Annotated in this window: 22 protein-coding genes; 20 read left to right on the top strand and 2 right to left on the bottom strand. The window is 39.6% G+C overall.

Annotated features, from left to right (window positions below):
* Positions 1-7 precede the first annotated feature (7 nt).
* The 3 genes from O3746_RS09575 to O3746_RS09565 are packed head-to-tail and all read left to right on the top strand — an operon-like array spanning position 8 to position 4,931.
* A complete protein-coding gene (locus tag O3746_RS09575; protein WP_371448850.1) occupies positions 8-586 on the top strand; it encodes a TetR/AcrR family transcriptional regulator in 579 nt (192 codons plus the stop codon).
* A gap of 30 nt (positions 587-616) precedes the next feature.
* Positions 617-1,813 carry an efflux RND transporter periplasmic adaptor subunit gene (locus tag O3746_RS09570; protein ID WP_371448848.1) on the top strand — a complete coding sequence of 399 codons (1,197 nt, stop codon included), beginning with the start codon at positions 617-619 and terminating at the stop codon, positions 1,811-1,813.
* Between the two features lie 13 nt (positions 1,814-1,826).
* Positions 1,827-4,931: an efflux RND transporter permease subunit gene (locus tag O3746_RS09565; RefSeq protein ID WP_371448846.1), complete on the top strand. Its 3,105-nt coding sequence runs from the start codon at positions 1,827-1,829 to the stop codon at positions 4,929-4,931.
* A 128-nt stretch (positions 4,932-5,059) separates the two neighbouring features.
* On the opposite strand, the gene O3746_RS09560 is transcribed toward O3746_RS09565, so the two are convergent.
* Positions 5,060-5,839, bottom strand: coding sequence for a M48 family metallopeptidase (locus O3746_RS09560; protein WP_049384031.1), 780 nt, complete (start codon positions 5,837-5,839; stop codon positions 5,060-5,062).
* Positions 5,840-5,960: 121 nt separating this feature from the next.
* On the opposite strand from O3746_RS09560, the gene mtr reads away from it, so the two are divergent.
* From mtr to tsf, 4 genes are all read left to right on the top strand, one after another.
* Positions 5,961-7,217: a tryptophan permease gene (mtr, locus tag O3746_RS09555; protein ID WP_371448843.1), complete on the top strand. Its 1,257-nt coding sequence runs from the start codon at positions 5,961-5,963 to the stop codon at positions 7,215-7,217.
* 65 nt (positions 7,218-7,282) lie between these two features.
* Entirely contained in the window at positions 7,283-8,056 is a 774-nt protein-coding gene (locus O3746_RS09550; protein ID WP_371448841.1) for a class I SAM-dependent methyltransferase, read from the top strand.
* A 169-nt stretch (positions 8,057-8,225) separates the two neighbouring features.
* Complete coding sequence (gene rpsB, locus O3746_RS09545) at positions 8,226-8,948, top strand: 30S ribosomal protein S2 (protein WP_005698638.1); 723 nt, start codon at positions 8,226-8,228, stop codon at positions 8,946-8,948.
* Between the two features lie 133 nt (positions 8,949-9,081).
* Positions 9,082-9,933 (top strand): translation elongation factor Ts, encoded by an 852-nt coding sequence (tsf, locus tag O3746_RS09540; RefSeq protein WP_371448839.1) that lies wholly within the window; start codon positions 9,082-9,084, stop codon positions 9,931-9,933.
* 72 nt (positions 9,934-10,005) lie between these two features.
* Here the strand turns inward: tsf and O3746_RS09535 are convergent, their stop codons facing one another.
* Entirely contained in the window at positions 10,006-11,565 is a 1,560-nt protein-coding gene (locus O3746_RS09535; RefSeq protein ID WP_371448837.1) for a phosphoethanolamine transferase, read from the bottom strand.
* Between the two features lie 125 nt (positions 11,566-11,690).
* Here O3746_RS09535 and pyrH point away from each other — a divergent pair, with 125 nt between their 5' ends.
* The 13 genes from pyrH to rnhB all read left to right on the top strand — a co-directional run bounded on the left by pyrH (position 11,691) and on the right by rnhB (position 24,732).
* Complete coding sequence (gene pyrH, locus O3746_RS09530; protein WP_005696785.1) at positions 11,691-12,404, top strand: UMP kinase; 714 nt, start codon at positions 11,691-11,693, stop codon at positions 12,402-12,404.
* Between the two features lie 124 nt (positions 12,405-12,528).
* On the top strand, positions 12,529-13,086 hold the full coding sequence (gene frr, locus O3746_RS09525) for a ribosome recycling factor (protein ID WP_290915029.1): 558 nt from the start codon (positions 12,529-12,531) through the stop codon (positions 13,084-13,086).
* 89 nt (positions 13,087-13,175) lie between these two features.
* A complete protein-coding gene (gene ispC / locus O3746_RS09520; protein ID WP_371448834.1) occupies positions 13,176-14,375 on the top strand; it encodes a 1-deoxy-D-xylulose-5-phosphate reductoisomerase in 1,200 nt (399 codons plus the stop codon).
* Between the two features lie 40 nt (positions 14,376-14,415).
* Positions 14,416-15,135: a polyprenyl diphosphate synthase gene (gene uppS / locus O3746_RS09515; RefSeq protein ID WP_285267405.1), complete on the top strand. Its 720-nt coding sequence runs from the start codon at positions 14,416-14,418 to the stop codon at positions 15,133-15,135.
* 11 nt (positions 15,136-15,146) lie between these two features.
* Positions 15,147-16,013, top strand: a complete 867-nt coding sequence (locus O3746_RS09510; RefSeq protein WP_054419254.1) for a phosphatidate cytidylyltransferase — start codon at positions 15,147-15,149, stop codon at positions 16,011-16,013.
* Between the two features lie 8 nt (positions 16,014-16,021).
* Positions 16,022-17,353, top strand: a complete 1,332-nt coding sequence (gene rseP / locus O3746_RS09505) for a sigma E protease regulator RseP (RefSeq protein WP_285267406.1) — start codon at positions 16,022-16,024, stop codon at positions 17,351-17,353.
* 26 nt (positions 17,354-17,379) lie between these two features.
* Entirely contained in the window at positions 17,380-19,767 is a 2,388-nt protein-coding gene (bamA, locus tag O3746_RS09500) for an outer membrane protein assembly factor BamA (protein WP_371448833.1), read from the top strand.
* A gap of 103 nt (positions 19,768-19,870) precedes the next feature.
* Complete coding sequence (locus O3746_RS09495; RefSeq protein WP_371448832.1) at positions 19,871-20,479, top strand: OmpH family outer membrane protein; 609 nt, start codon at positions 19,871-19,873, stop codon at positions 20,477-20,479.
* Positions 20,480-20,491: 12 nt separating this feature from the next.
* Positions 20,492-21,517 carry a UDP-3-O-(3-hydroxymyristoyl)glucosamine N-acyltransferase gene (gene lpxD / locus O3746_RS09490; RefSeq protein ID WP_371448830.1) on the top strand — a complete coding sequence of 342 codons (1,026 nt, stop codon included), beginning with the start codon at positions 20,492-20,494 and terminating at the stop codon, positions 21,515-21,517.
* A 95-nt stretch (positions 21,518-21,612) separates the two neighbouring features.
* On the top strand, positions 21,613-22,062 hold the full coding sequence (fabZ, locus tag O3746_RS09485) for a 3-hydroxyacyl-ACP dehydratase FabZ (protein WP_005696774.1): 450 nt from the start codon (positions 21,613-21,615) through the stop codon (positions 22,060-22,062).
* Between the two features lie 23 nt (positions 22,063-22,085).
* A complete protein-coding gene (gene lpxA, locus O3746_RS09480) occupies positions 22,086-22,874 on the top strand; it encodes an acyl-ACP--UDP-N-acetylglucosamine O-acyltransferase (protein ID WP_049363211.1) in 789 nt (262 codons plus the stop codon).
* Between the two features lie 93 nt (positions 22,875-22,967).
* Complete coding sequence (gene lpxB, locus O3746_RS09475; RefSeq protein WP_070868712.1) at positions 22,968-24,137, top strand: lipid-A-disaccharide synthase; 1,170 nt, start codon at positions 22,968-22,970, stop codon at positions 24,135-24,137.
* A complete protein-coding gene (gene rnhB / locus O3746_RS09470; RefSeq protein WP_070868718.1) occupies positions 24,130-24,732 on the top strand; it encodes a ribonuclease HII in 603 nt (200 codons plus the stop codon). The genes lpxB and rnhB overlap by 8 nt, the downstream gene beginning before the upstream one ends.
* Positions 24,733-24,748 lie beyond the last annotated feature (16 nt).

The raw sequence follows: 24,748 nt of genomic DNA, 5'->3' as shown, positions 1-24,748 counted from the left end.
TTTTATTATGCAACAAGTAAAAGCCTCTAAAACGAAGCTTGATGTCAGCGAGCAGATCTTTGATGCAACAGATCGTCTTATGGCAAAAGAAGGATTACATTATCTTTCTATGCATAAGTTAGCCAAGGAAGCTGGCATCGCAGCGGGTACGATTTATCTTTATTTTAAGAGTAAAGACGAGTTATTAGCACAATTTGCTCGTCGAGTGTTCAATAAGTTTGCTGTGGCGATTGAAGAAGGTTTTGATGAAAGCCAATCTTTTTTCGAGCAATACAGAAAAATGTGGTGGAATATTTGGCATTTTCTTCAAGAAAATCCAACGATTCTGTTAAACATGAGCCAATATCGATCTTTACCAGAGTTTATTGAAACCTGCAAAGAAATGGAGCATTCGTGTTGGGAACACTTTTGTCTCAAGGGACAAGCCGCAAATGTGTTAGCTGATTTAGATCCTCACATGTTATTTTTGCTGAGTCTTAAAACAGCAATAGTTTTAGCCTCAGATATCAAGTTTCTCGGTACGGCAGTAACCGATGCGATGTTAGAATCTGTCATTGAACGCTCTTGGCGTGCAATTCAGAAATAGTCATTTTATTGTCTTAATGGAGTTTTCCAAATGAGTATAACTCAAACTGATAAACCAAAGCGTTCACACGTTTTCTTTTTGAAATTAGCGTTAGGCGTATTTGTGTTAATTTTTGCAGCAATGATTTTCCTTAATCAAATGAAGGCAAAAGGCATTGCTGATTTCTTGGCAAATAAACCAGAAACAGCATCCCCTGTAACAGCGATGACAGTAAAGGCTTCAGAATGGACGCCAATTATTGAAACGACAGGTCTTGTTCGTCCGAACCAAGGGGCGATGTTAAGCGCTCAAAGTGCAGGAACCGTGTCTAAAGTGCTCGTGCAAAATGGACAGAGCGTGAAAAAAGGGGATTTGTTAGTTGAGTTAGATAGCTCGGTTGAGCGTGCAAGCTTACAAGCCGCACAAGCTCAGGTGGTGTCATTGCGTCAAACTTATCAACGTTATGCAAACCTTGCGGGCAGCGGGGCTGTTTCTCGTCAAGAATTAGATAATGCAAAAGCAGCTTATGAAGCACAAGCGGCAAATATTGAGTCATTAAAAGCGGCAATTGAACGTCGCCAAATCGTCGCGCCATTTGATGGTAAAGCCGGTATCGTGAAAGTGAATGTTGGTCAATACGTTTCAAACGGTACTGAAATTGTGCGTGTTGAAGATCGTTCTTCTATGAAAGTGGATTTTGCGATTGCGCAAAACCTATTAGATAAATTGCATATTGGTCAAAAAGTAACGGCTACGGCAGATGCGCGTAAAGGTGAAACCTTTGCAGCAAAAGTTACTGCCATTGAGCCGGCAATTAATTCTTCAACCGGTTTAGTGGATGTTCAAGCAACATTTGAACCAGAAGATGGGGCAAAATTATTGTCCGGTATGTTTACTCGCTTACATGTGGCTTTGCCAACAGAACATAATCAAATTGTGGTGCCACAAGTGGCGGTGAGTTACAACATGTATGGCGAATCGCTTTATATTTTGACCGCACTTTCCGATGAAGATATTGAGAAATTAGGCGGCGCAGAAAAAGCAGCTAATATGTACCGTGCAAAATCAATCACTGTATTTACGAAAGATCGTCAAGGTATTTATGCACAATTAAAAGGTGACGAAGTTAAAGTTGGCGATAAAATTGTGACTGGTGGTCAGCAAAACTTAAGTAACGGCTCATTAGTCTCTGTTGCAGATAAAGCGGGCGTAGGTACTGAACAACCTGCGAATAAAACGAATCTTTAATTAGGAAAAGCGAATGAAATTTACCGATATATTTATTCGTCGCCCTGTGTTGGCGGTTTCGATTAGCTTGTTAATCATTATTTTAGGATTACAAGCGATCTCGAAACTAGCTGTGCGTGAATATCCGAAAATGACTACGACGGTGATTACGGTGAGCACGGTTTACCCAGGTGCGGATGCAAACTTAATTCAAGCGTTTGTTACTTCAAAAATTGAAGAAGCGGTAGCACAAGCAGATAATGTGGACTATATGTCTTCAAGCTCTAGCCCAAGTACGTCAACTGTCACCGTAAAAATGAAATTAAATACGGATCCAAATGCGGCCTTGGCAGACGTGTTAGCCAAAGTTAACTCGGTTCGTTCTGAATTGCCAAGTGGTATTGAAGATCCAACGATTTCTTCATCAACCGGTGGTTCGGGGATTATGTATATTAGTTTCCGTTCTGACAAGCTTGATGCAAGCCAAGTGACTGACTATATTCAACGCGTAGTCAAACCTCAGTTCTTTACTGTAGAAGGGGTGGCGAGTGTGCAGATCTTTGGTGCATCTGAGTACGCACTTCGTATTTGGTTAGACCCAGAAAAAATGGCGGCTCAAAACCTTTCTGCCACACAAGTGATGTCCGCATTATCAGCGAATAACGTTCAAACAGCAGCAGGTAATGATAATGGCTATTTTGTAACCTATAAAAACAAAGTAGAAACCACGACAAAATCGGTTGAAGAATTAGGTAACTTAATTGTGATGTCTAACGGTGATAAGTTAGTACGTTTACGCGATATCGCTGATATTGAGTTAAATAAATCAAGCGATAGCTCACGTGCGGTAGCCAATGGCGCAGATTCTGTTGTATTAGCGATTAACCCAACCTCGTCAGCAAACCCATTAACGGTAGCTGCGAAAGTACGTCCGCTATATGACAGTATTAAAAATAATCTACCGGATGCTATTGAATCTGACATCTTATATGACCGTACAATTGCGATTAATAACTCCATTAATGAAGTAATCAAAACGATTGTTGAGGCAACGATAATCGTGTTGGTGGTGATTACCATGTTTATTGGTTCATTCCGCGCGATTTTAATCCCGGTTATCACTATTCCGATTTCATTAATTGGGGTAATTATGTTGCTTCAAACCTTAGATTTCTCCATTAACTTGATGACGTTGCTAGCATTGGTTCTGGCTATCGGTTTAGTGGTAGATGATGCGATTGTGGTATTGGAAAACGTGGACCGTCACATTAAGTTAGGAGAAACGCCATTCCGTGCGGCGATTATCGGTACGCGTGAAATTGCCGTTCCCGTTATTTCCATGACCATTGCCTTGATTGCGGTATATTCTCCAATGGCGTTAATGGGGGGAATCACTGGGACGTTGTTTAAAGAGTTCGCCTTAACCCTTGCAGGGGCAGTATTTATTTCGGGTATCGTGGCATTAACACTTTCACCGATGATGACCAGTAAATTACTGAAATCGAATGCAGAACCAAGTAAATTAGAGCAACGAGTAGAGCATACATTAAGCAAAGTGAATGCGGCTTATGCCTATGTCCTTGATTTGGTCATGGTTAATCGTAAATGTATGTTGGTGTTTGCGGCAATTATCTTTGCGACCTTGCCTGTGCTGTTTAAATCGCTTTCCAGTGAATTAACGCCATCAGAAGATAAGGGGGCATTTTTAGCGATTGGTTCAGCACCGTCTAACGTAAACGTAGATTATGTGCAAAATGCGATGGCACCTTATCAAGAGATTTTAAAAAATACGCCAGAAGTGCAGTTTGCCATGACGATTGCAGGGGCACCAAGTTCTAACCAATCTTTAAACGTTGTGACTTTAAAAGATTGGAAAGAACGCTCAAAAAGCCAAACAGCCATTGTGAATGAGTTGAATGAAAAAGCGAAATCCATTCCTGAAGTATCTGTACAAGGTTTCTCGTTCCCAGAAATTGATACAGGGGAGCAAGGTCCTCCAATCGGTTTTGTGATTAGTACGTCACAAGACTATGGCGATTTAGCGAATGTGGCAGGTAAATTCTTAGAGGATATGCAGAAATCCAGTAAGTTCGTTTATACCAACCTCGATCTTAAATTTGATACTGCTCAAATGAGGATTAAGATCGACCGTGAAAAAGCGGGGACTTACGGTATTACGATGCAACAAATCAGCCGTACGTTAGGGAGTTTCTTATCTGCCGCAACCATTGAACGTGTGGATATTGACGGCCGTGCTTATAAAATTATTTCCCAAGTAAAACGTGACAATCGTTTATCACCGGAAAGTTTTAATAAGTATTACATCACCGCAGCAAATGGTACCTCTGTTCCATTAAGCAGCTTGGTGACGGCTACATTGGAACCGCAACCAAGTACATTGCCTCGTTTCAGCCAGTTAAACTCTGCGGTGATTAGTGCTGTACCGATGCCGGGTACTTCAATTGGTGATGCAGTCCAATGGTTACAAGACAATGCGAAAAATACCTTGCCACAGGGTTACAACTATGACTTTAAAGGTGAGGCACGTCAGTTAGTACAAGAGGGTAATGCACTTGCTGTAACGTTCTTACTTGCGGTAGTGATTATTTTCTTAGTCTTGGCGATTCAGTTTGAATCAATTCGCGATCCAATCGTGATTATGATTTCCGTACCCTTAGCCGTGAGTGGCGCATTGTTAGCCTTAAATGCCTTTGGATTTGTAGGGATTGCTGGAACGACACTCAATATCTACTCACAAGTGGGTTTGATTACCCTGGTTGGTCTTATTACGAAACACGGTATTTTGATGTGTGAAGTAGCGAAAGAAGAGCAGTTAAACCACGGTAAAACGCGTATTGAAGCGATCACCGAAGCGGCTAAAGTACGTTTACGTCCAATTTTGATGACAACCGCAGCGATGATTGCAGGTCTTGTACCGTTGCTTTATGCAACAGGTGCTGGTGCGGTATCTCGTTTCAGTATTGGTATCGTTATTGTGGCAGGCTTGGCTATCGGTACATTGTTTACCTTGTTCGTGTTGCCAGTGATTTATTCTTACATTGCAAGCGAACACAAACCGTTACCAGTGTTTGATGAAAATGTAAAACCAATTGAAGGTCACATTAACGAACAGCATTAATTGAAAATACTATAAAAACAAACCGCACTTTGATTTTTCAAGTGCGGTTTTCTTTTTGAGATTAAAAAAGCGAACATGATATTCGCTTTTTATTTATGAAAGTGCGGTCAATTTTTTGACTGTTTTATTTAGCCATTTTTATTTTTAGCGGCTTTGTAAAGTTCCATTGCTTCTGGTAATAAGCGTTGTAAGTTTTCTTGACGGGACTCATCACTCGGGTGAGTAGAAGCTAACACATCAAGTGCCCCTTTAGAACCACCAGAGGCTTTTGCCATTTTTTGCCATAAGCCAGGCGCGACTTGTGGATTATAACCCGAGCGAGCCATTAACATGAGACCCACCTCATCGGCTTCAGTTTCAGCACTACGAGAGTACGGTTTATCTAAAGCAAAGTCTTTCGTGAGTGTCACTAAATCAGTCACATCGGCTCCAACCACAACAGACAGTGCTGTTCCACCAATAGCGCCTGCAATGGCACTCATGGTGCCGAAGTTGGCTTTGGCTTTACCATGTTCTTTTAAGGCGTGTGCCATTTCATGTCCCATTACAACGGCAATTTCATTGTCGTTTAGTTGTAAGGTATCTACTAAACCTGTGTAGAAAGCCATTTTCCCGCCAGGCATTGCCCAAGCATTGAGCTCTTTAGATTTAATGACATTGATTTGCCAATTAAACTCCAAGCCTGTTTCATTCTCTTGGTTTGCATAAGGCACCATTTTGTTAAAGACATGATGAATACGTCTTGCAGTATTTGATGTAGTATCAATCGCACCTTGTGAGCGAATTTTCCCCATTTCTTGTGTGTAGCTGCTTGCTGCCTCTTGATTAATTGAAGCAGAATCCGCACAAGACGTGATAACCGCCCCTGCTAATACAGCAAAAGCAAAACTTTTGAGTTGTTTTTTCATAAATTATCCTTTTGTTGAGATGGCTGATTATATGAATTTATTGCGTTTTGTCGATACAAAAAGATTGTCTTTTAATTTTGTACTACTATAATAGTGCAAATTTTTATTTTAGGACTTAACGATGACAATAAAAAAATCTCCTTCTTTATTAGGCGGCGCCATGATTATTGCGGGTACCGCAATTGGTGCCGGTATGCTTGCTAACCCAACCTCAACGGCCGGTGTATGGTTTATCGGCTCTATTCTGGCTTTAGTTTACACTTGGTTTTGTATGACCACATCAGGTTTGATGATCTTAGAAGCCAACTTACATTATCCTACCGGCTCAAGCTTTGACACCATCGTAAAAGATTTGTTAGGTAAAGGTTGGAATATTATCAATGGTCTTTCTGTTGCTTTTGTGTTGTATATTTTGACTTATGCCTACATCACTTCTGGCGGTGGGATTACACAAAATTTGCTTAATCAAGCTTTTGGTTCTGCTGAAAGTGCGGTCGATATTGGACGTACTTCTGGCTCCTTAATTTTCTGTTTTATTCTTGCGGCTTTCGTATGGCTTTCCACTAAAGCCGTGGATCGTTTCACAACTGTATTAATTGTTGGGATGGTAGTCGCTTTCTTCCTTTCTACCGCAGGTTTATTGAGCTCTGTAAAAACAGAAGTGTTATTCAATACTATTGCAGAAGGTGATCAAACTTATTTACCTTATTTATTGACCGCACTCCCTGTTTGCTTAGTGTCTTTTGGTTTCCATGGAAATGTACCGAGTCTCGTCAAATATTACGATCGCGATGGTAGTCGTGTAATGAAATCGATCTTTATAGGTACAGGCTTAGCCTTAGTGATTTACATCTTATGGCAGCTTGCGGTGCAAGGTAATTTACCTCGTACAGAATTTGCACCCGTAATTGAAAAAGGCGGCGATGTATCGGCATTATTAGAAGCATTACACAAATATATTGAAGTGGAATACATTGCGGTTGTATTGAATTTCTTTGCTTATATGGCTATTGCAACCTCATTCTTAGGGGTAACGTTAGGTTTATTTGATTATATTGCCGATTTATTTAAATTTGATGACAGCGTATTAGGCAGAACAAAAACCACATTGGTAACATTCTTACCGCCACTATTGTTAAGTCTACAATTCCCTTATGGTTTCGTGATTGCCATTGGTTATGCCGGATTAGCTGCAACCATTTGGGCAGCAATCGTGCCGGCACTACTTGCTAAAGCCAGTCGTCAAAAATTCCCAGATGCAACTTATAAAGTGTATGGCGGTAATTTTATGATTGGTTTTGTGATCTTATTCGGTGTGTTAAATATTGTGGCACAAGTAGGCGCAAACTTAGGATGGTTTGCAAGTTTCGCAGGATAAGTTTTCGCGTTAATATTGTAGGGGTGTATCGAATACGCCCTTTTTAATTTTACATAGGAAACGAGATGAGTAACCAAACGAGCGTTTATGATAAAGAAAACTTCTTTGCGCTTTATCAAAAACTTCGATCTAATCCCATCAGTCTCAATGAAATAGTGGAAAAGCCTACTATGCTTTCCCTATTACCTGATTTACAAGGGAAAAAATTACTCGATCTAGGCTGTGGAACGGGCGGACATTTGCAACTCTATTTAGAACGCGATGCGGCGAGTGTAGTGGGAACAGATCTTTCAGTTAAAATGGTCGAGCAAGCTGAAAAAGAGCTAAAAAAGTGCGGTCAGTTTTTAGGTCGTTTTTCGTTATATCAGCTACCGATGGAAAATTTGTCAGAATTGCCAGAACGTGATTTTGATGTCATTACCAGCTCTTTTGCTTTTCACTATATTGAAGATTTTCCTGCTTTATTAGCTTCCATTGCCAACAAACTTAAGCCTAATAGTACATTAGTTTTTTCCCAGGAGCATCCGATTACAACTTGCCATAAAGAAGGGGAGCGTTGGGAAAAAAATGAGAAAAAGCAGCAAGTCGCTTATCGTTTAAATCATTACCGTGATGAAGGCTTGAGAGAGCGGAATTGGTTTCAACAACCTTTTAAAACCTATCACCGCACGATGGCAACGATTATTAATGATTTAATTGCTGCAGGTTTTCAAATTGAACAAATGGCTGAACCCATGTTAGCCGAGCAACCACAATGGCATGATGAATTTAAAGATTTGCGACATCGTCCCCCTTTATTGTTTATTAAAGCAAGAAAAGTAATAAATTTGACAAAATAAACTGGTTTTTGACCGCACTTTATGGTATAAATCGCACCGCTGTTTTTGGGTTTCAAAAGCAGCGTTTTTAATTATTAACAACACACACATATCATTAAGGCTTAATCGGGGTGCCAAACGGTCGATTAGCTGATATGTGGAGGCTCAACCCCAACAAAAGGAAAATATTATGGCACAAGTTTCAATGCGCGACATGATCAACGCGGGCGTACACTTCGGACACCAAACTCGTTACTGGAATCCACAAATGAAACCTTTCATTTTTGGTGCTCGTAACGGTGTTCATATCATCAACTTAGAAAAAACTTTACCTTTATTCAACGAAGCTTTAGCGGAATTAACCCGTATTGCTAGCAACAACGGTAAAGTATTATTCGTTGGTACTAAACGCGCGGCTCAAGAAGCAGTACAAGCTGCAGCATTAGACTGTCAACAATATTATGTAAACCACCGTTGGTTAGGTGGTATGTTGACTAACTGGAAAACCGTTCGTCAATCAATTAAACGTTTAAAAGATTTAGAAACTCAATCTCAAGACGGTACTTTTGACAAATTAACCAAAAAAGAAGCGTTAATGCGTACCCGTGAGATGGAAAAACTTGAATTAAGCCTTGGCGGTATCAAAGATATGGGCGGCTTACCAGATGCGTTATTCGTTATCGGTGCAGACCACGAACATATCGCTGTTAAAGAAGCAAACAACCTAGGTATTCCTGTGTTTGCTATCGTTGATACTAACTCAACTCCAGCTGGCGTAGATTTCGTTATCCCTGGTAACGATGATGCGACTCGTGCTATCCAACTTTACGTTTCTGCAGCTGCAGCAGCGGTTAAAGAAGGTCGTGGTAACGAAGCGCAAGTTGCTGAAGAATTAGCAGCTGACGCAGAATAATTTAAGTTTTGCAATAAGGCGAAGCCCTTAATAATCAAACGATTAATTGGCATAGGGGCTAAAATTTAGCCCCTATATTTTTATCTAAAAGTGCGGTTAAAATGAATCGTACTTTCGACAGAGGATTTTTAAAATGGCTGAAATCACAGCATCATTAGTAAAAGAACTTCGTGAACGTACCGGTGCCGGTATGATGGAATGTAAAAAAGCATTAGTTGAAGCAAACGGTGATATCGAGTTAGCAATCGACAACATGCGTAAATCTGGTCAAGCTAAAGCTGCTAAAAAAGCAGGCCGTGTTGCAGCTGAAGGTGTTATCCTTGCTCGTGTACAAAATGGTTTCGGTGTATTAGTTGAAATGAACTGTGAAACTGACTTCGTAGCAAAAGATGCTGGCTTCTTAGGTTTAGCAAATGAAGTGGCTGATTTCGCAGCAGCACACAAAGGCACTACTATCGAAGCATTACAAGCACAATTTGAAGAAAAACGTGCTGCATTAGTGGCTAAAATCGGTGAGAACATGAACATCCGTCGTGTTGCTTACTTAGAAGGTCAAGTTATTGCTCAATACTTACACGGTGCAAAAATCGGTGTATTAGTTGCAGGTGAAGGTTCAGAAGATGAACTTAAAAAAGTGGCAATGCACGTAGCGGCATCTAAACCAGAATTCGTGAACCCAGAAAATGTACCTGCAGATGTTGTTGAACACGAGCGTCAAATTCAAATTGATATCGCAGTTAACTCTGGTAAACCAAAAGAAATCGCAGAGAAAATGGTTGAAGGTCGAATGAAGAAATTCACTGGTGAAGTTTCATTAACAGGTCAACCATTCGTAATGGATCCTTCTGTATCTGTAGGTGACTTCTTAAAATCAGTAAACACTTCAGTATCTAACTTCATCCGTTTAGAAGTGGGTGAAGGTATCGAGAAAAAAGAAGAAGACTTCGCAGCTGAAGTTGCAAAAATCACTGGCGGTAACGCTTAATTTTCTCCATTGAGATATAAAAAAAGCCGATATTGAATATCGGCTTTTTTGTTGTCTGAAATTTGAGATTTTCTATTTCTTTGGACGAATATCGATGGCAGGGTCTGCATCTTTACGATATTTTTCTTCAATCAGTTTTTTCAGTCCATAGTCATCTTTGTCAGCTTGTTCAGAGAATAAATCTTCTTCTAATGTGAGCTTCGGATTTTTAATGCCTATCCAATTAGCAATACCTTCTAAGAAATTCAAACCAGATTTAAAGGCTTTGTATTCTTTACGTGCCGTATCATCAGATGAAATCTTAAAGAGTGGAATATTATGATGTAATTGGCTGTGACAGTTTTGGTTAAACAAGGTGACGCCATGTTTATCATCTTCCTGATGACATAAACCATGATCTGAAAAATAAATCATTGAGAAAGTGCGGTGTGTTTTTTGCTCGTTTTCTTTGAGCGTTTCATACACTTTCTTAATAAAATTATCGGTTTTCTTAATGGATGTAATATAGCAATTTAAGTATTCGTTCTTTTTCTCAATATCATTGTCATTGAAAATTTTCGGGTAATCTTCAACGCGATCACAAGCAAGCGGATGCGAACCATAAATGTGTAATACAATAAAGCGTTTACCTTGCGTTGGATCTTCTAAAACTTGGGCAAATTTAGGAATTAAATCAAAATCGCTGTAGTTTGTAGAATTAAAGCTCCCACCTTTTTTCAAGAAAATGGTTTCATCAGATTTTGAGGCAAGCGAAGCAACTGGCGTGTCATATTCACCTAAAAAACCTTGATTAGAGAGCCAGTAGGTTTTCAGACCTGCAGACTTAATGAGATCCACTAAGCTTAAATCATAGTTTGGTTCCCATTTTTCTTTATCAGGTAACGTTAACATTAAGCGCAATGAGGCGACAGTGTTGGTTCCGGCGGATGTCATGCCATCAATCAGTGTACCATTTGCAGATGACATAAATGGTGTGTCATTGACGGGGTATCCATACGCATGCAAGTAATCTTTTCTCGCACTTTCACCCAAAATCATCACATAATCTTGGTATTTAGAATTTTCTAATGTGGATTGTCCCCAGCTGCTTTCCTGTGACATTTTTTTCAATTTTTGCCATTCATTAACAATTTCTACACTCGAATCTATTGTTTCTTTTAATGGCGCAGCAATCGGTAAGTTGTAGCCAATCAACAGGGTAGCGAGAGCAATGAATGTTTTATTGCGATAAAATTTCACCCCAAATTTGACCGCACTTTTGTAATGTAAAAAGACTAAAACTGGAATAGCTAAGGCTGCTAAATAGCTGCTCACAGGGATTTGCATGAGAAACTCTTTGGTCTCTAACATATCCGTCGCGAGAACCGATGCAATATATTGGTAGCTTGGCGCACCAAAATTTAAGCCTGTCGGCGTATAAATTGCGTGTAAGCAAACTAAGGGGAATAAAATAAAATAGAAAGATTTTTGACTACAGCTTAATAAAATAATAAAAATAGCGGTGAGTAAAATCAGACTAATAGATGGCTCAGGAAACATCCCTGAACCTCGTAAAATCAAATAACCGGCAGCAATGGCACAAGCCAAAGAAAAAAGTGCGGTTAAAATTTGTGAGGTTTTTGAAATCTTCATAAAGTTTACCTATAAAATCAAAACAGCGATATTTTATCGCACTTTTCTGACCAATTTCCATTTTTAACTTTTTCGCTCTTTTGCTAGAATAAGCCAAATTTTGTAACCGACAAAGGAAAAGACAAATGAGCCAACCAATTTACAAACGTATTTTATTGAAATTAAGTGGTGAAGCATTACAAGGGGATGAGGGATTCGGTATCGATCCTTCGATTCTTGATCGTATGGCGTTAGAGATTAAAGAATTAATTGAAATGGGCGTGGAAGTTGGTGTTGTGCTCGGCGGCGGTAACTTATTCCGTGGCGCAAAATTAGCTAAAGCAGGCATGAATCGCGTAGTAGGCGACCATATGGGGATGCTTGCAACTGTGATGAATGGCTTGGCTATGCGTGATGCGCTTCACCGTGCAGATGTGAATGCAAAATTAATGTCTGCTTTCCAATTAAATGGTATCTGCGATACCTATAATTGGTCTGAAGCGATTAAAATGTTACGTGAAAAACGTGTAGTTATTTTCTCAGCCGGTACAGGTAGCCCGTTCTTTACTACAGATTCTGCGGCATGCTTACGCGGTATCGAAATTGAAGCGGATATCGTTTTAAAAGCGACTAAAGTTGATGGTGTGTATGATTGCGATCCAGCAAAAAATCCTAATGCGAAGCTATACCATAAATTATCTTATGCAGAAGTGATTGATAAAGAATTAAAAGTAATGGATTTAGCCGCATTCACACTTGCGCGTGACCACGGTATGCCAATTCGTGTATTTAATATGTGTAAACCAGGTGCGTTACGCAAAGTTGTACTCGGTACAGAAGAAGGTACAACGATTAGTTAATTTTTAAACGAATAAAACGGCGAGAAAGTATCTCGCCTTTTTTGTGAATAAATTTATTCAAAACTCCCTAAAAATCCAGTAAAATCACTGTGTTTTATCTTTATTTATTGAAAAGGACAGATGAATGATTAATGAAATCAAACAAGATGCTGAAGTTCGTATGGAAAAAAGCCTCGAAGCGTTGCGTGGACATATTGCAAAAATCCGTACAGGTCGTGCTCAACCTAGCTTATTAGACGCGATCCAAGTGGAATACTATGGTGCAGCGACCCCACTTCGTCAATTAGCTAACGTGGTTGCAGAAGATGCGCGTACTTTAGCGGTAACGGTATTTGACCGTTCTTTAATCAGCGCAGTAGAAAAGGCGATTTTAACTTCTGATTTAGGTTTAAATCCATCTTCAGCGGGTACAACGATTCGCGTACCTCTTCCTCCATTAACTGAAGAACGTCGTCGTGATTTAATCAAAATCGTAAAAAGCGAAGGTGAGCAAGGTAAAGTCGCGATTCGTAACGTACGTCGTGATGCAAATGATAAAATCAAAGCATTATTAAAAGACAAAGAAATCAGCGAAAACGATCAACACAAAGCAGAAGAAATCATTCAAAAAGTCACTGATAGCTATATCAAAAAAGTGGATGAGATCTTAGCTGATAAAGAAAAAGAATTAATGGATTTCTAATTGTCGAACCATGTTTTGGGGCAGACCAAGTGTCTGCCCTTGTTCTATTCTGATGAAGAAATAAAAGCACAAAGTGCGGTCGAAATTTTATGCAAAAACAAAATCTTGTTATTTTAGGAGCAACCGGTTCTATTGGTCATAGCACCCTTTCAGTTATCGAACATAACCCCGACAAATACCATGCCTTTGCGTTAGTGGGGGGCAAAAATGTTGAGACAATGTTTGAACAATGCGTGAAATTTCAACCGCACTTTGCCGCACTAGATGACGAAAATGCGGCAAAGGTATTGCGAGAAAAATTAGCTTCACACCACATTAAAACGGAAGTCTTAGCTGGACAAAAAGCCATTTGTGAGCTAGCAGCACATCCTGATGCGGATCAAGTGATGGCCGCCATTGTTGGGGCAGCAGGATTACTACCAACTCTTTCAGCAGTAAAAGCGAGTAAGAAAGTCCTGCTTGCAAATAAAGAATCCTTGGTGACGTGTGGCCAGATCTTTATTGATGCAGTGAAGCAGTCGAAAGCAAAATTATTGCCTGTTGATAGTGAGCATAACGCGATTTTTCAATCTTTACCGCCTGAAGCGCAAGAAAAAGTCGGGTTCTGTCCTTTGAAAGAATTGGGTGTCAGTAAAATTGTCTTAACTGGTTCTGGTGGGCCTTTCCGTTATACGCCATTAAATGAGTTTGAACATATTACGCCAGAACAAGCCGTCGCTCATCCAAACTGGTCAATGGGTAAAAAAATCTCCGTGGATTCTGCCACGATGATGAATAAAGGTTTAGAGTACATTGAAGCCCGCTGGCTCTTCAATGCATCGGCTGATGAAATGGAAGTGATTATTCATCCTCAATCTATTATTCATTCAATGGTGCGTTATGTAGATGGCTCGGTCATTGCTCAAATGGGTAATCCGGATATGCGAACTCCCATTGCGGAAACCATGGCTTATCCAAATCGTACAGTCAGTGGAGTGGAACCATTAGATTTCTTTAAAATCAAAGAATTGACATTTATCGAACCTGATTTTAATCGTTATCCAAATTTAAAATTAGCGATCGATGCTTTTGTAGAAGGGCAGTATGCGACAACCGCTATGAATGCAGCAAATGAAATTGCAGTACAAGCCTTTTTAGATGGCTATATTAAATTTACGGATATTGCGAAAATTAACCAAGTATCAGTTGAGCAAATGCCATCTTCTATAATTTCAAGCATTGATGATGTATTAGCCGTAGATAAGCAAGCACGTGAATTAGCAGCTTCGCTGATTAAAAAGTTAATGTAGAATACACCAAAGTGCGGTCATAAAATCCGAATATTTTAGAATGAAAGAACTTGATAACAATAATATTCCCGAACACGTTGCCATCATAATGGATGGTAATGGGCGCTGGGCGAAGCAACAAAATAAGCTACGCATTTTTGGCCATACAAATGGTGTGGCAGCCGTGCGCCGTGCGGTGAGTTATGCACGACAAACTGGTGTTAAATTTTTGACGTTATATGCGTTTAGCAGCGAAAACTGGAATCGCCCTGAGCAAGAAGTGAGCGCTTTAATGTCGCTCTTTATGCAAGCGCTTGATCGAGAAGTCAAAAAATTACATAAAAATAATATTCGTTTAAAGATTATCGGTGATGTTTCTCGTTTTAGTGAAAAATTGCAAGAGAAGATCGCAAAAGCAGAAAATTTAACGGGAAATAATACCGCACTGACTTTAAATATTGCGGCGAATTACGGTGGTTGTTGGGATATTGTTCAAGCAACTCAACAATTAGCTGAAAAAGTAAAAAATAATGAGATTTCGGTGAGTGATATTAATGAATCACTTTTCCAGCAACATTTAGTGACACAAGATGAGCCGCCAGTCGATTTGTTAATTCGCACGAGCGGTGAGCAACGCATTAGTAATTTCTTGCTGTGGCAAATTGCGTATGCGGAATTGTGTTTTTTAGATGTGCTTTGGCCGGATTTTAGTGAAAAAGATTTTAATCAGGCAATTGCCTGCTATCAACAACGTCATCGCCGTTTTGGCGGGACAGAATAAGCGGAGAACTTATGCTTAAAGAACGTGTATTATCAGCCATTGTGTTGATTGCTTTGGTATTGTGTGCCTTGTTCTTATTTACCCCATTTTATTTTGCCCTAGCCTTAGGCTTTGTGGCGACGCTTGGTATTTGGGAGTGGGCTCAATTTGCTCGTTTTAAAAATCCTTTAGCGCGCCTTTGTATCGCGGCATTTTTAGGCGCATTTATCTTCCTTTGGCTTTATAACGAAGGTAATTATTTAGATGCGGGGCGAGTATTTGAAAACTACTTGCCGCTTTTATTGTTAAATTCAGTCGGTTGGTGGGCACTTGCATTAGTATTAGTGGTGACTTATCCAAGTTCAGCGAAGTTTTGGGGTAAAAATATCCCTTTACAAGTGTTGTTTGCTTTCTCTACGCTGATCCCTTTTGTTGCCGCAGTCTTACGTTTACGTTTAGATAATTATACTGCTGATCCTCATCATGGTTTATTCTTATTGCTTTATGTGTTTGTATTGGTATGGGCGGCTGACTCTGGTGCCTATTTTGCGGGACGAGCCTTTGGTAAGCACAAGCTTGCGCCGAAAGTCTCACCGGGAAAAACATGGCAAGGCGTATTTGGAGGCATGATCACCGCGGCGGTATTGGCATTTGTATTTATCCATTTCTCAGGTGAAACCTTATTAGGTAGCCGTTCAATGAGTGGTTTTGTTGTGCTTTCTGTGGCAACTGTGGCTATTTCTGTATTAGGTGACTTAGCAGAAAGTATGTTTAAACGTGAATCAGGCATTAAAGACAGTAGTCAATTAATTCCGGGCCATGGCGGTATTTTAGATCGTATTGATAGCTTAACAGCCGCAGTACCATTCTTCACATATTTCTATTTCTTTGTGTTATAGGATAGAACATGTCATTTTTGTGGTCGCTTGGCTCATTTATTATTGCAATTGCTGTGCTAGTTGCCGTGCACGAATACGGCCACTTTTGGGCAGCAAGAAAGTGTGGTATTAAAGTTCATCGTTTTTCGATTGGCTTTGGTAAAGTGATTTGGCGACGCACAGATAAATTGGGCACCGAATTTGCTATTTCAGCTATTCCGCTTGGCGGTTATGTCAAAATGCTTGACGGGCGAAATGAAGAAGTTCCAGCAGAATTAAAATCGCAGGCATTTGAAAGTAAATCTGTCGCTCAACGTGCTTTTGTCATTGCTGCAGGCCCGCTTGCTAATTTTATTTTTGCGATTTTGGCATATTGGGTGATTTATTCTGTAGGGATTCCGAGTGTTAAACCGGTCATTGAAAACGTCACGTCAAATTCACCGGCTGCAATAGCTCAAATTGAACCGAATACCCAGATTTTGGCAATTGATGGGAAGAATACCCCTGATTGGGAAACCATTAATTTATTGCTCACTGATAAGTTAGGTTCTGATTCTGTTGAGCTCACATTAACGCCTTTTGGTGAAAACCGACCTTATCAACGAACCATTAATCTGCAAAATTGGACATTTGAGCCGGATAAAGAAACAGCATTTGAAACATTAGGAATCAATCCAGTTTCAAGTAAAGTGGAGATGACTTTATCAAAAGTGGTGGAGAACTCACCAGCTAAAAAAGCGGGCCTATTGATTGGCGATAAAATTTTAGCAGAAAATTCGACCACACTTGATTGGAAAGCTTTTGTCGCACAGGTACAACAAGGTCAACCTTTTACAATCAAGGTTGAACGAAATCAGGAAATTTTTGACAAAACCTTGCAACCGGAGAAGAATCAAGATGGTAAATGGTTTGTAGGGTTAAGTCCGACGTTCTTAAAAGTTGGCGAACAGTATCGAACTGAATTAAAATATGGTATTCTTGATGCGCTACAAAAAGGTGTGGAAAAGACAGGCCAAATTTCTTGGTTTATTGTGAAGGCAATCGGGAAATTGCTTAGTGGTGAACTTTCATTTTCCAGTTTGGCTGGGCCAATTTCAATAGCCCAAGGTGCGGGAGCATCTTCTAACGCTGGCGTGATTTATTTCTTAAGTTTTCTCGCGTTAATTAGTGTTAATTTAGGCATAATGAATTTATTTCCGTTGCCAGTTTTAGATGGTGGACATCTCGTGTTTTTGGCGGCGGAAGCTATCAAAGGAAAACCTGTTTCAGAACGGGTACAAAATTTAAGTTATCGTATAGGGCTAACAATCTTGTTAATTGAAACAATTTTTGTGCTTTTTAATGATTTCTTACGTTTATAACTATTATTTTTTATAGGATAAAGTCGATGAAAAAACTTCTAATCGCAAGTTTATTATTCGGTACTACAACGAGTGTATTTGCGGCACCATTTGTAGCAAAAGACATTCGTGTTGACGGTGCTCAAGGAGACTTAGAACAACAAATTCTAGCGAGTCTTCCTGTTCGTAGCGGTCAGCGTGTAACGGATAAAGACGTAGCCAATATTGTACGTTCATTGTTTGTAAGTGGACAGTTTGATGATGTCAAAGCTTTCCAAGATGGCGATGCGTTAGTTGTGAGCGTTATCGCGAAACCAATCATTTCTGAAGTGAATATTAAAGGCAACTCAGCCGTTCCGACGGAAGCACTGAAACAAAATCTTGATGCAAATGGATTAAAGAGTGGTGAGGTGCTAAATCGTGCGAAGTTAGATGGGTTTGCTCAAAGCTTAAGAGATCATTATAAGAGCGTAGGTCGCTATAATGCGAAAGTTGAGCCTATCGTGACGACTTTACCCAATAATCGAGCGGAAATTACCCTTCAAATTGATGAAGATGATACCGCAAAACTTCGTTCAGTGACTTTTAATGGAAATGAAGCGATTTCGAGCAGTAAGTTACAAGAACAAATGGAGCTTCAACCAGATTCTTGGTGGAAACTTTGGGGTAATAAGTTTGATGGTTCTCAGTTTGAGAAAGATATCCAAACTATCCAAGATTACTACCAAAATAATGGTTACGCAAAAGCAAAAGTGACTAAAACAGATGTTCAATTAAATGAAGATCATACAAAAGCAGATGTGACTATTGATGTAAGTGAAGGTGACAAATACAATTTAAGTTCAGCTCGTATTGTTGGTAACCTAGGTGGTATGGCTAATGAGTTACAACCATTATTGCGCGATCTTCACTTAAACGAAACATTCAGACGTTCAGATGTGCAATACGTAGAAAGCTTAATTAAAGATAAATTAGGTGAACGTGGTTATGGCAGTGCAACAGTTAATACAGTACCAACTTTTGATGATGCGAATAAAACATTAGCATTAACCTTTGTGGTTGATGCGGGACGTCGTTTATCTGTACGTCAAGTTCGCTTTGAAGGTAATACGGTTTCTGCTGATAGTACATTGCGCCAAGAAATGCGTCAGCAAGAAGGGACTTGGTATAACTCTCAATTAGTTGAGTTAGGTAAAGTTCGTTTAGATAGAACAGGTTTCTTTGAAAGCGTAGAAAACCGAATTGAACCAATCCAAGGTTCTAATGATGAAGTGGATGTGGTGTATAAAGTCAGAGAACGTAATACAGGTAGTATCAACTTTGGTATCGGTTATGGTACAGAAAGTGGTATCAGCTATCAAGCGAGTGTGAAACAAGATAACTTCTTGGGAACAGGTGCGGCGGTAAGTCTAGGTGGTACACGTAATGACTATGGTACTAGCATAAACTTAGGCTATACAGAACCATACTTTACAAAAGATGGCGTAAGTTTAGGTGGGAACGTATTCTATGAAACTTACGATAACTCAAAAAGTGATACCTCATCAACCTATAAACGTACCACTTATGGTGGTAACATGACATTAGGTTTCCCAGTCAATGAGAATAACTCATACTATGTGGGATTAGGTTATACTTACAACAAAATCAGTAACTTCGCATATGAATATAATCGTGATTTATATATGAAGTCGATGAATTTGACTGGCAACTCAATTAAAACCAGTGACTTTGATTTTTCATTTGGTTGGAACTATAACAGCTTAAACCGTGGTTATTTTCCAACTAAAGGTGTAAAAGCAAACCTAGGTGGCCGTGTCACCATTCCAGGATCTGATAATAAATATTATAAATTAAGTGCTGAAGTTCAAGGTTTCTACCCATTAGATCGTGATCACCGTTGGGTATTATCGGGTAAAGCAACAGCCGCTTATGCTAATGGTTTAAGTGGTAAGCGCGTGCCGTTCTATCAACTTTATAGTGCGGGTGGTATTGGTTCGTTACGTGGTTTTTCATATGGTGCAGTAGGTCCTAACGCGATCTATTTAAAAAATAATGCAGCGGGTGCAAATTATTGGGAACCAAGCACGGATGTAGTGGGTGGTAACGCAATGGGAACTGCAAGTGTGGAATTAATTGTTCCAACACCATTTATCGCAGATAAGAGTCAAAATAGCGTGAGAACTTCATTCTTCGTTGATGCAGCAAGTGTCTGGAGCACAAAATGGAAATCAGATAGAAAAGGACTTCCATCTAGCGTAACAAGAAGTTTGCCAGATTATGGAAAACCGAGTCATATTCGTGCTTCAGCTGGTTTGGCTTTCCAATGGCAATCACCAATTGGACCATTGGTATTCTCTTACGCGAAACCAATCAAAAAATATGAGAATGATGATGTAGAACAATTCCAATTTAGTATTGGTGGTTCTTTCTAATAAATTGAACTTTTATATTCTATTTAAGTCAAAATCTTTGTTCTGTGTCAGTAAGTTAGCTGACACAGAAAAATTTACTAAACTAATTTAAGGAAATTCAAATATGAAAAACGTACTAAAAGTTACCGCACTTTCTTTAGGTCTAGCACTTGCATCAGGTTTTGCTGCTGCAGATGAAAATATCGCATTCATCAATGCTGGTTATTTATTCCAAAATCACCCAGATCGCCAAGCTGTAGCAGATAAGTTAGATGCAGAATTTAAACCAATGGCAGATAAACTTGCTGCAAGCAAAAAAGAAATTGATGATAAAATTGTAGCATCTCGTAAAAAAGTAGAAGCAAAAATTGCTGCTTTACAAAAAGATGCACCTCGTTTACGTCAAGCTGAAATTCAAAAACGTCAAGATGAAATTACTAAATTTGGAGCTGATGAAGAAGCAGCACTAAATAAATTAATGGAAGAACAAGATAAAAAAGTTGCTGAGTTCCAAGAGTTAAACGAAAAACGTCAAACTGAAGAGCGTGGTAAATTATTAGAAAGCATTCAAGTTGCAACGAATAACTTAGCAAAAGCAAAAGGTTATACTTATGTTTTAGATGCTAACTCTGTCGTATTTGCGGTAGATGGTAAAGACATTACTGAAGAAGTATTAAAATCTATTCCAGCAACTGAAAAAGCAGCTCCAGCAAAAACTGAAGAGAAAAAATAATAGGTTCTCATAATGCAAAAATCCTATTCTTTACAGGAATTAGCAACAAAAGTCGGCGGCACCCTTCGCGGTAACGCCGACGTTGTCGTTAATGGTATTGCTGCTCTTTCAAAAGCAGAAGCAAATCAGCTTACGTTCATTTCTAATGCAAAATTTCGCCCTTTATTAGCTGAATCTAAAGCAGGTATTCTTGTGGTGTCAGAAGCAGATGTGGAATTTTGCTCACCTGAAAGTAATTTACTTATCGTTAAAGATCCTTATGTTGCTTATGCAGTATTAGCTCAATATATGGACACTACCCCGAAAGCGGCTCAAAATATCCACCCAAGTGCGGTTATTTCTGAAAAAGTTTCAATTGGCGAAAATGTATCAATTGGTGCGAATGCCGTCATTGAAGAAGGTGTTGTATTAGGCGATAACGTGGTTATTGGTGCAGGTTGTTTTGTAGGTAAATTCACCAAAATTGGCGCGGGTACTCAGCTTTGGGCAAACGTAAGCATTTATCATGAAGTAGAAATTGGACAAAATTGCTTAATTCAATCAGGCGCTGTCATTGGTAGTGATGGCTTTGGCTATGCAAATGATCGAGGTCGCTGGATAAAAATTCCACAAGTAGGTCAAGTGATCATTGGTAATAATGTCGAAATTGGTGCTTGTACCTGTATTGACCGTGGAGCCTTAGACGCGACAGTCATTGAAGATAACGTCATTATTGATAACCTTTGTCAAATTGCGCATAACGTTCATATCGGCACGGGTACAGCGGTAGCTGGTGGTGTCATTATGGCTGGTAGCCTAAAAGTGGGTCGTTATTGTTTAATTGGCGGAGCAAGTGTGATCAATGGCCACATGGAGATCTGCGATAAAGTAACCGTAACAGGTATGGGTATGGTGATGCGCCCAATTACTGAGCCTGGCGTATACTCATCGGGTATACCATTACAAACTAATAAAGAGTGGCGAAAAACAGCTGCACTTACCTTGGGAATTGATGGTATGAATAAACGATTGAAAGTCCTAGAGAAAAAACTTGGCTAAGATTTTAAAACGTACCCTAGGGTGCGTTTTATTTTTATACAGAAATATCGTATAATTCCAGTGTTTTATTATTATTTATTTTAAAGGTATTAGACGTGTCAGAGAATCAAGCAAGTAAAGTAATTGAAGCAAAAGAAATTATGACCTTATTGCCACATCGTTATCCATTTTTATTAGTGGATCGTGTGTTAGACTACAAAGAAGGTGAATGGTTAAAAGCAATTAAAAATATCAGCGTAAACGAACCTTGTTTTACCGGTCATTTCCCTGGAGAGCCAATTTTACCGGGTGTGTTAATTCTTGAAGCTTTGGCGCAATCAATGGGGATCCTTGCATTTAAAACCCATGAATTAAAAGGTGGCGAATTATTCTATTTCGCAGGTATTGATGAAGCGCGTTTCAAACGCCCAGTATTACCTGGAGATCAAATGGAATTGAACGTTCAAGTGATTAAAGAACGTCGTGGTATTACAGCATTCACAGGTATTGCAACCGTAAACGGTGAAGTTGCTTGTGAAGCCAAATTAATGTGTGCTCGTCGATAATTAAAGAAAATTAAGGGGTAAGTATGATCCACCCAAGTGCAAAAATTCACCCAACCGCGCTTGTTGCTGATGGTGCAGTTATTGGCGAAGACGTTGTTATCGGTCCTTTCTGTATTATTGAAGGGAGCGTTGAGATTAAAGCACGTACAGTTTTAAATTCTCACATTGTCGTGAAAGGCGATACCGTGATTGGTGAAGATAACCAGATTTATCAATTCGCTAGCATTGGTGAAGTCAACCAAGATTTAAAATATAAGGGCGAAGCAACAAAAACCATTATTGGTAATGGAAACCGTATTCGTGAGCATGTGACAATTCATCGTGGCACTATCCAAGGTGGTGGTGTCACCCGTATTGGTAATAACAATTTACTCATGGTAAACGTACATGTTGCGCATGATTGCCAAATCAAGAATAACTGTATCTTAGCAAATAACGCAACACTTGCTGGTCATGTTGAATTAGATGATTTTGTGATTGTTGGTGGGATGTCTGCGATTCACCAATTTGTGATTGTAGGAGCACACGTTATGCTAGGTGGTGGTTCTATGGTTAGCCAAGATGTGCCGCCTTATGTAATGGCTCAAGGTAACCATGCACAACCTTTTGGTGTTAACCTTGAAGGATTAAAACGTCGTGGTTTTGATAAACCAACCATGCACGCGATTCGTAACGTATATAAAATGATTTACCGCAGTGGTAAAACCCTTGAAGAAGTATTGCCTGAAATTGAACAAATTGCACAAACTGAATCTGCAATTAGTTTCTTTGTGGAGTTCTTCAAACGTTCTACTCGTGGCATTATTCGTTAATTAACGTTTTTTCTCGTTAAGAGAAAATGATGAATAACAAAGAGACCGCACTATGATTTGTTCAAAGTGCGGTCGTTTTTTAGGATAAATTTAATGATTAAAGAAAATCCGACTATTGCGATCATTGCCGGCGAAGTCTCTGGTGATATTCTTGGCGCAGGTCTCATTCAGGCGCTTAAACGCCACTATCCGCAAGCTAAATTTGTCGGGATTGGTGGAGAGCGAATGATTGCTCAAGGCTTTGAAAGCTTTTTTGATATGGAAGAGCTCTCTGTCATGGGGCTAGTAGAAGTTCTCAAGCATTTGCCTCGATTGCTAAAAATTCGTCGCAGTATTATCGAGCAACTTTCTACTATTAAACCGGATGTATTTATCGGTATTGATGCACCGGATTTTAATCTTACCGTTGAACTGAAATTAAAAGAAAAAGGGATTAAAACCATTCATTACGTGAGCCCATCTGTATGGGCTTGGCGTCAAAATCGTATTTATAAAATTGCTAAAGCAACCCATCAAGTATTAGCTTTTCTTCCTTTTGAAAAAGCCTTTTATGATCGTTTCAATGTGCCTTGCCGTTTTATTGGTCATACTATGGCAGATGCGATTCCATTAAAACCAAATAGAACGGAAGCTTGTCAGACCTTAGGTATTGATGAAAAAGGACGTTATCTTGCCATTTTAGTGGGGAGTCGAGGTAGTGAAGTTGGGTTTCTGACAGAGCCATTTCTAAAGACCGCTTTGTTATTAAAAGAAAAATATCCAGACTTGCAGTTTTTAGTTCCTTTGGTGAATGAAAAACGTCGCCAGCAATTTGAGGAAATAAAGGCTCAGATTGCTCCTGATCTTGATATACATTTAATTGATGGTAAAGCTCGCCAAGTGATGATTGCTGCCGAAGCAACTTTACTTGCTTCAGGTACCGCAGCACTTGAGGCGATGTTGTGTAAATCGCCAATGGTGGTGGGCTATCGAATGAAACCGTTCACGTATTTCTTGGCAAAACGATTAGTCAAAACAAAATATATTTCATTACCTAATTTATTAGCGAATGAAATGCTTGTACCAGAAATGATTCAGGAAGATTGCGTACCGCAAAAATTAGCAGAACAACTTGCTCAGTATTTGGGTGATGATGAAAGCGCGGTCAAATCTCGCAGTATTTTAATTCAACGTTTTACAGAGCTGCATAAATTAATTCAATGTGATGCGGATAGCCAAGCAGCACAAGCTGTGGTTGATTTATTGGAGCAAAAACATGACTGATTTTGTTTATCCTGAAGGTTATCAATTATTTGCAGGGGTGGATGAGGTTGGACGTGGCCCTTTAGTAGGAGCAGTTGTAACGGCTGCAGTGATCTTAGATCCGAATAATCCGATTACTGGACTGGCAGATTCTAAAAAGCTCAGCGAGAAAAAACGTCTTGCACTGGCTGCAGAAATTAAAGAGAAAGCCTTAGCTTGGGCAATGGGACGAGCAGAGCCAGCTGAGATCGATGAACTAAATATTCTTCATGCCTCTATGTTAGCTATGGAACGAGCAGTAAAAGCCTTAAAAATTCAACCGCACTTTGTGTTGGTTGATGGCAATCGTGTTCCGCCTAACCTTAATTTACCTGCTCAAGCGGTAGTGAAAGGGGATTCACTAGTGGCTGAAATTAGCGCCGCCTCTATTTTGGCAAAAGTCGCGCGCGATCAGGAAATGGAAGCGTTAGATAAAAAACATCCTGACTATGCTTTTGCTCAACATAAAGGATATCCGACCAAATTACACTTAGAAAAGTTAGCGGAACTGGGGCCTTTACCGGAGTATCGTCGAAGTTTTTCACCTGTGAAGAAGGCGCTAGGCATAGAAGAGTAGTGACCTTGAAAGATTT

The organism is Haemophilus sp. 27098_8_127, assembly GCF_041433495.1.
Classification (GTDB): domain Bacteria; phylum Pseudomonadota; class Gammaproteobacteria; order Enterobacterales; family Pasteurellaceae; genus Haemophilus_D.
The sequence above is the reverse complement of the archived record's forward strand: the minus strand, read 5'-3'. Positions and strand labels throughout refer to the sequence as shown.

Excerpts from the sequence above, each read along its gene's own strand:
- ispC (WP_371448834.1), top strand. The coding sequence starts at position 13,176 with ATGCAAAAACAAAATCTTGTTATTTTAGGAGCAACCGGTTCTATTGGT.
- mtr (WP_371448843.1), top strand. The coding sequence starts at position 5,961 with ATGACAATAAAAAAATCTCCTTCTTTATTAGGCGGCGCCATGATTATT.
- lpxD (WP_371448830.1), top strand. The coding sequence starts at position 20,492 with ATGCAAAAATCCTATTCTTTACAGGAATTAGCAACAAAAGTCGGCGGC.
- O3746_RS09570 (WP_371448848.1), top strand. The coding sequence starts at position 617 with ATGAGTATAACTCAAACTGATAAACCAAAGCGTTCACACGTTTTCTTT.
- O3746_RS09575 (WP_371448850.1), top strand. The coding sequence starts at position 8 with ATGCAACAAGTAAAAGCCTCTAAAACGAAGCTTGATGTCAGCGAGCAG.
- bamA (WP_371448833.1), top strand. The coding sequence starts at position 17,380 with ATGAAAAAACTTCTAATCGCAAGTTTATTATTCGGTACTACAACGAGT.
- O3746_RS09535 (WP_371448837.1), bottom strand. The coding sequence starts at position 11,565 with ATGAAGATTTCAAAAACCTCACAAATTTTAACCGCACTTTTTTCTTTG.
- lpxB (WP_070868712.1), top strand. The coding sequence starts at position 22,968 with ATGATTAAAGAAAATCCGACTATTGCGATCATTGCCGGCGAAGTCTCT.
- frr (WP_290915029.1), top strand. The coding sequence starts at position 12,529 with ATGATTAATGAAATCAAACAAGATGCTGAAGTTCGTATGGAAAAAAGC.
- tsf (WP_371448839.1), top strand. The coding sequence starts at position 9,082 with ATGGCTGAAATCACAGCATCATTAGTAAAAGAACTTCGTGAACGTACC.
- pyrH (WP_005696785.1), top strand. The coding sequence starts at position 11,691 with ATGAGCCAACCAATTTACAAACGTATTTTATTGAAATTAAGTGGTGAA.
- uppS (WP_285267405.1), top strand. The coding sequence starts at position 14,416 with ATGAAAGAACTTGATAACAATAATATTCCCGAACACGTTGCCATCATA.
- lpxA (WP_049363211.1), top strand. The coding sequence starts at position 22,086 with ATGATCCACCCAAGTGCAAAAATTCACCCAACCGCGCTTGTTGCTGAT.
- O3746_RS09495 (WP_371448832.1), top strand. The coding sequence starts at position 19,871 with ATGAAAAACGTACTAAAAGTTACCGCACTTTCTTTAGGTCTAGCACTT.
- O3746_RS09560 (WP_049384031.1), bottom strand. The coding sequence starts at position 5,839 with ATGAAAAAACAACTCAAAAGTTTTGCTTTTGCTGTATTAGCAGGGGCG.
- O3746_RS09565 (WP_371448846.1), top strand. The coding sequence starts at position 1,827 with ATGAAATTTACCGATATATTTATTCGTCGCCCTGTGTTGGCGGTTTCG.
- rseP (WP_285267406.1), top strand. The coding sequence starts at position 16,022 with ATGTCATTTTTGTGGTCGCTTGGCTCATTTATTATTGCAATTGCTGTG.
- O3746_RS09510 (WP_054419254.1), top strand. The coding sequence starts at position 15,147 with ATGCTTAAAGAACGTGTATTATCAGCCATTGTGTTGATTGCTTTGGTA.
- O3746_RS09550 (WP_371448841.1), top strand. The coding sequence starts at position 7,283 with ATGAGTAACCAAACGAGCGTTTATGATAAAGAAAACTTCTTTGCGCTT.
- rpsB (WP_005698638.1), top strand. The coding sequence starts at position 8,226 with ATGGCACAAGTTTCAATGCGCGACATGATCAACGCGGGCGTACACTTC.
- rnhB (WP_070868718.1), top strand. The coding sequence starts at position 24,130 with ATGACTGATTTTGTTTATCCTGAAGGTTATCAATTATTTGCAGGGGTG.